The 6,000-nt window shown below is 54.0% G+C and carries 2 protein-coding genes and 4 tRNA genes; 5 read left to right on the top strand and 1 reads right to left on the bottom strand.

Annotation, left to right across the window (positions count from 1 at the left end):
• The first annotated feature begins 82 nt into the window (after positions 1 to 82).
• From I656_RS10820 to I656_RS10840, 5 genes are all read left to right on the top strand, one after another.
• Positions 83 to 154 (top strand) — tRNA-Gly (locus tag I656_RS10820).
• Between the two features lie 10 nt (positions 155 to 164).
• Positions 165 to 238 (top strand) — tRNA-Arg (locus I656_RS10825).
• A 102-nt stretch (positions 239 to 340) separates the two neighbouring features.
• A tRNA-Gly gene (locus tag I656_RS10830) sits at positions 341 to 411 on the top strand.
• A 313-nt stretch (positions 412 to 724) separates the two neighbouring features.
• Positions 725 to 801 (top strand) — tRNA-Arg (locus I656_RS10835).
• Between the two features lie 833 nt (positions 802 to 1,634).
• Positions 1,635 to 4,448 carry a lipopolysaccharide assembly protein LapB gene (locus tag I656_RS10840; protein WP_020754433.1) on the top strand — a complete coding sequence of 938 codons (2,814 nt, stop codon included), beginning with the start codon at positions 1,635 to 1,637 and terminating at the stop codon, positions 4,446 to 4,448.
• Positions 4,449 to 4,551: 103 nt separating this feature from the next.
• Here I656_RS10840 and I656_RS10845 read toward each other — a convergent pair whose 3' ends face one another.
• Complete coding sequence (locus I656_RS10845; protein ID WP_013144957.1) at positions 4,552 to 5,793, bottom strand: aminopeptidase; 1,242 nt, start codon at positions 5,791 to 5,793, stop codon at positions 4,552 to 4,554.
• Positions 5,794 to 6,000 lie beyond the last annotated feature (207 nt).

Raw genomic sequence — 6,000 nt, 5'->3', positions numbered from 1 at the left:
TACTAATCGATCGAGGGCTTGACCTATAAGCGGCTTCTTCCGACGGTTATCTAGTTTTGAAGGAATGAATTCTTCTCATGATGCGGAAGTAGTTCAGTGGTAGAACACCACCTTGCCAAGGTGGGGGTCGCGGGTTCGAGTCCCGTCTTCCGCTTTTCCATCATGCGCTCGTAGCTCAATTGGATAGAGCATCTGACTACGGATCAGAAGGTTAGGGGTTCGAATCCTCTCGAGCGCGTTTATTAACTAACTTCAAAAAAAGATATTGACAAAAAAAACAATTAGCGATTATATTTTTATTGCAGTCGTTTCTAAGACAAGTCCTAATGATATTGATCATGCGGGTGTAGTTTAATGGTAAAACCTCAGCTTCCCAAGCTGAAGTCGTGGGTTCGATTCCCATCACCCGCTTTCCTTTATTTTATCGTGAATATCGTATGGATATTGTTCCAGCAGCTCAGCTGGATAGGGCAACGAGCAAAGTCATCTTCGAAATGGCTACGAGTTGTCCCGACGCACCAAGCTTCCTTGAGTAGGCTTGTAGAGGAAGGGACAGCAGGAATGTTGGGGTGTCCTGTTGATTATGTCCCAGTAGCTCAGCAGGATAGAGCAACGAGCAATAGCTTCTTTGAAACAACTGCGAGTTGCCCCGACGCATCGGGCTTCTTCGAATCGGCTTGTAGAGGAAGGGGCAGCGGAATAATGAGAGTGTCATGATTGCTATGTCCCAGTAGCTCAGTAGGATAGAGCAGCGGCCTTCTAAGCCGTCGGTCGGGAGTTCGAGTCTCTCCTGGGACGCCATTTCCATACGAAAAGAACGCGCAAAAGGCGCTGGAACGAAGTTCTCCGATCGCCAGGGAAGAAGATTGATTCCATGTGCGAGAGGGGAATTTTTTATTTGGTTATAAGAGCCGACAGTGGGAATATTGGCGTGTTCTGTCGATGATGTCCCAGCAGCTCAGTAGGATAGAGCAACGAGCAAAGGCTTCTATGAAACAGCTGCGAGTTGCCCCGACGCATCGGGCTTCTTCGAATCGGCTTGTAGAGGAAGGGGCAGCGGAATAATGAGAGTGTCATGATTGGTATGTCCCAGCAGCTCAGCAGGATAGAGCAACGAGCAAAGTCATCTTCGAAATGGCTCCGAGTTGCCCCGACGCATCCATCTTCTTCGAGTAAGCTTGTAGAGGAAGGGGCATCGGCCCTAAGCCGTCGGTCGGGAGTTCGAGTCTCTCCTGGGACGCCATTTACATACGGAAGGAACGCACGAAGTAGCGTGAAAAAAAGTCTCCTATTGCGAGCGCCGGATCAGAGGGCGCTGTGATAGGAGACTTTCGTTTTTTGATTAAACATATACGGCGAAATCGCACGGAAATCAATCTCCTATCGCGGTTTAGCTGAATTGTGATGGGAGATTTTTTTCTTCCGTACGCAATAGAACCTCTATTTGTCTGGGCCGGGCTTGCCGACCTTTCTCTCTTTTGGCATCGCACGCTTACTGCGATCGCAGAAGCATTTTCTCGTTAATGGAACAGCTGTGTTTTGTCTCGCAAATGAAAACAAATTGAAACGTTCCTTTCGGCGAAAGTTTGTTAAAATGTATAGGATAGAAATAAAATTCGAAAACGTGCCATACAATGAACATGCATGGCAAATATACGAGTCAGGTGATCGACATGGGGTTTGAACAGCAACTTGTTCATAAAACATTTTACGAGACGCTCGTCGAGGCGGGGGAACGCGACGTTGTCAGCGCGCTTGGCGATATGTTTTTCACGGCGCATCGGGATGGCGCGGATTTGTCGTCGATTCGCTTTGCCCAAGGGGAAGTGTATTTCCACCGCCGCGACTATGAAGCGGCCATTTTTAAATGGGAACAAGTCCATCACGACGATTTGCGCCCGTGGGCGCAAAAAAATATCGCCGACAGCTACTATGAGCTTGGACGGCTCGAGCTGGCCGAGGAGCTGTACCGTTCGATTGAGACGGAAAGCGAAACGTTGCATGCGGAAATCATTTTGCGCCTGTTTTCGCTCTACCGTGAGTTGGGGGAAAACGCGAAAGCGGATGATATGATTAAGCGCGGCGTGACGTTGTATCCGGATTATCCGAACATGACCGAATGGGCGCGCGCCTTTTTCGAGGAGCAAGGTGATTGGGAAAGCGCCCTCGAGCTTGCTTTAGGAGAGGCGGTGCGGACGTCGGCGCGCCGCTGGGCGGACATCTTGACCGGTTATGTGGAACAAGGACATGCGAGAGTGATGGCGCCTGCGCGGTTTTCACGCTGCCTGGCGCTGTTGTACGAAACGGATCGGGTGAAGTTTGAACGGCTTGTGCAGGCGCTATGGAACGGTTATCGGGATGGTGACCTCTATTTTTCGTGGCTCGCAGAGTGGAACCGCCTCTATGATGAGTTGTCGATCGGCCGCGACTACGACTGGAAGCGAATTCCCGGCCTTTTAGGGGAAGCCTATGCAGGATTGATGAAAGGGCCGTACCGATTGAAAGAGTTGGTGGAAGTGGTGCCACCGCTTGTCAAAAGCTGGGTGAGTTTAGCCGACGGTCCGGAGACAGCGGTGGCCGCGGCTGCCTTGTTGGCGTGGAGCGAGAAATTTCCTGAGGCGTTTGAAGAAGAGATGGTCAACGACGCCGCTAAGCGGCTCGTCCATGCGAAACGGCAAGCTGGGGAAGCGGGTGTGTCGCTATTTGAAGAAATTGCCGATTGGGCGGAAGAGCAGCGGGCGGGCTCGCATTTCCGCTTCCGCTGGTTCGTGCGGCAACTGTCCGATTCGCGGACGCATTTCGTTTTGGTCGCTGGGGCGTCGCGCCATGAGCGGCTGGCGTTTTTGCGGACGTTGGTCGGCGAGGCAGCGTTGGCGGCGCCATCTGCGCCGGTGCTGGCGTGGAGAAACGGCGGGGAGATGGAAGTGGCGAAAATCAGCGACGACCAGTTTACCGTTTTTTCGAGCATTGACGAATTTCAACAGGCAACGGGCGGCCGCGGAAGCCGATTCTCCGATGACGCTGTCATTGAATGCACGGCGCCGTTTTCACTCGTGCCGCAAGGGATTGTCTTGTTGGATATCGGCCCGCTCGGTGGACGCGCTTCATCCGACCATGAAGCGCTTGTGTCGTTTTCGCTTGCTGACAGCATTCTTTTTCTTCTCAACGGTGAGGATCCGTTTTCCAGCGCCGATGAACAGTTGATGCTGCAGCTTCGCGAGCGGGCGCCGTCTGCGCCGATGTGCGTTTTGCTTCCTCCGGGCGATGGGATGGTGGATGAAGAGGAGACGGCGAGAATCGTTGAGGAAGTGGAAGCGCACGTTCGTACGATCGTTCCGGAAGCCAATGTCATGGTCTATTCGCCGCATGCGCCAAGCCGCAAGCAGCAGCAAGCCCTCGTCGGCTGGCTTGAGGAGATGCGCCGATGCGTGTCCCCTGTCCGCCGCGAGGAAGCGATTTTAACGACGATCCGCCAGTTCATCGCTCATTTGTTCCGGCAGCGGGCCGAGGCGGAAAGCCGACTGGCGGAGCTGGTCGTATGGAAAAAAGAAATGGCGGCCAAACTCAGCGGCGCCATTCATCAGCTTGGCGACCTGCAAGAGGAGAAAACGGCCAAAACGGCAAAGTCGTTCCACACCGTCTTGGCGGAAATGCGGGGCGAGCTGTTGACGGCGATTCCCGATCTGTTGCGCAGCATGGCGGATCTTGTGAGCGAAGAAAGCGATTTTTCCCGCTTGCATCTTGAATTGAACGACAAAGCGAACGAACGGCTTCGCGCTTACCTTGATGAAGAGGCGCTGCCAAAGCTGCGCCGCGCCATGGAACAGTGGATTGCAGCGACGGAAGACGAATTCAACGAATGCCAGGTGTTTTTGCATGAAATGGGCGAAGGGTTTAACGCCATGTTCGGCCAGGAACGGCTCAAGCTCGAATGCGATTTTCGCATTCTCGCCGATTGGCGGCGCGATACGGATCGGTTGATCAACGGGGTGCAAGTGGGCAAGGTGAACGTTTTCTTGCGGAGAACGCCAAGCCAGCTGCTGTTGAAAGGGGCGGGCAAACTGCTCGGCGCCTTTGCGCAAAACAAGGCGATGCTGGCGCAAAAGTATAAGCAGTTGATCCAGACGCAAGATTACGCTGAGGCGGTGGAGGCGATCATCCAGCAGTTGCTGCTGCCGTTTGAATGGTTTGCCAAATCGCTTGAGCGTGATGTCACTCAATTTTTCCATGCGCCATTGACGGCGCTCGATGAAACGTTGAAACGGCTGGAGCTGGAGATCGCTGCCCAGGAAGGCGAGCTCAAACATATGCGCAAAAACCCTGAGGCGTACCGCGACCCGCTCGTGCTCTTTGGCATTCGTTTGCGGCAATGCGAGCAGCTGGCGCAGGCGGCATCTGCCGCTGTGCAATTGCTGCAGGACGAAAACAAACCAATCCGTTCGGTCTAATGGTTCCGTGCAAAACCGTGCTTGAACGGAATAAGGCTGCGCCAACGGTCGGGTCTGGCCGCTCGTTTGGCGCAGCCTTATTGTTTAGAGCTGGTGAAACCGATTACGCCAGTTCGAATGCCCAGTTGCCGCTGCGGAAAATCGGCTCGCGCTTCCCGTCTTTCGTCACGCCGTCAATGTTCAGATCAGCTGAGCCGATCATAAAGTCGACGTGGACGAGGCTGTCGTTGACGCCGCGGCGGTCGAGTTCGTCTTTGGACAATGAAGCGCCGCTCTTGATATTGGTCGGATACGCCTTGCCGAGCGCCAAATGGCAAGCGGCGTTTTCATCAAACAGCGTGTTGTAAAAAATGAGATTGGACAGCGACACCGGCGATTGGTGCGGCACGAGGGCGACTTCCCCGAGGCGGCGCGCGCCGTCATCGGTGTCAAGCAAGTGCTTAAGCGTCTCATATCCTTGTTCGGCGCTGAAGTCGACGACTTGACCGTCTTTGAACGTGAGCGTAAACCCATCGATCACGTTGCCGTTGTAATTGAGCGGCTTCGTGTTGCGCACCGTGCCGTTGACGCCGTCTTTATGCGGCATGGTAAACACTTCTTCGGTCGGGATGTTGGGATTGAAGCGCACGCCGCTTTGACTCGTCGCCGCGCCGCCGTGCCAGACGTGCCCGTCGACGAGCTCGACTGTGAGATTGGTGCCGGGCGCTTCGTAAACGAGTTGTTTGTATTGCTTGTTGTTTAAGTAATCGACGATGCGGGCGAGCCGGTCGTTATGTTCGCGCCAGGCAGCGATCGGATCGTCATGATCGATGCGGGTGATGCGGAAAATCGCTTCCCATAATTTGTCGATGGCTTCTTCATCGCGCAGATCGCCAAATACTTTTTGCGCCCACGCCGGTGTGGGGACGGAAATGAGCGACCAGCAGTTCCGGTCGGCCATAATGGCGCTCCGATAGTTGGCGAGCGCTTGCGCCGCTGTTTTATTGGCGGTCGCGATCCGCTTTGGATCGACGTCTTTTAACAAGTCCGGATTCGGGGCGTAAATGGATAAAAAGGCAGCGCCTTGTTCGGCGAGTTCTTCCATCGCTCTTGCCCGCCACATCGGATATTCGGAAAACGCTTCCTCTGGGGCGTGGTGAAATTTAATGTATGTAAGCGCCTCGTCGTTCCACTCGACATACACATGCTTTGCCCCGGTTTCGTACGCCGTTTTGGCGATTTTGCGGACGAGCGGCGCCGCCTCGAGCGGGGCGTTGACGAACAGCGTCTGCCCGGGCTGAATGTTCACCCCGACTTTCACCGCCAGTTCGGCGTATTTGTCCAATTCCTTCTCCCAACGGTTCATCTTCCTCACTCCTTTTTTGGACTGACTCATCTCCACTTTATTATAATTCCCACCGCCTCGCAACTTAGGGAGCTTTACATGTGGATGCTGTCCGGACGAGAGCGAAACGTTCCGATGTAGGACGCGCCTCATATTGGAATAATAGGATGGGTTGACACATATGTAAAGAGTAAAGAAGGTTCCATGGTGAAGACCACCAACTGTCGT

Source organism: Geobacillus sp. WSUCF1 (assembly GCF_000422025.1).
GTDB lineage: Bacteria > Bacillota > Bacilli > Bacillales > Anoxybacillaceae > Geobacillus > Geobacillus zalihae.
Note: the sequence above shows the minus strand (reverse complement) of the source record. Positions and strands in the feature narration are given on the sequence as shown.

Coding starts and splice junctions, on each gene's coding strand:
- I656_RS10840 (WP_020754433.1), top strand. CDS start 1,635: ATGAACATGCATGGCAAATATACGAGTCAGGTGATCGACATGGGGTTT.
- I656_RS10845 (WP_013144957.1), bottom strand. CDS start 5,793: ATGAACCGTTGGGAGAAGGAATTGGACAAATACGCCGAACTGGCGGTG.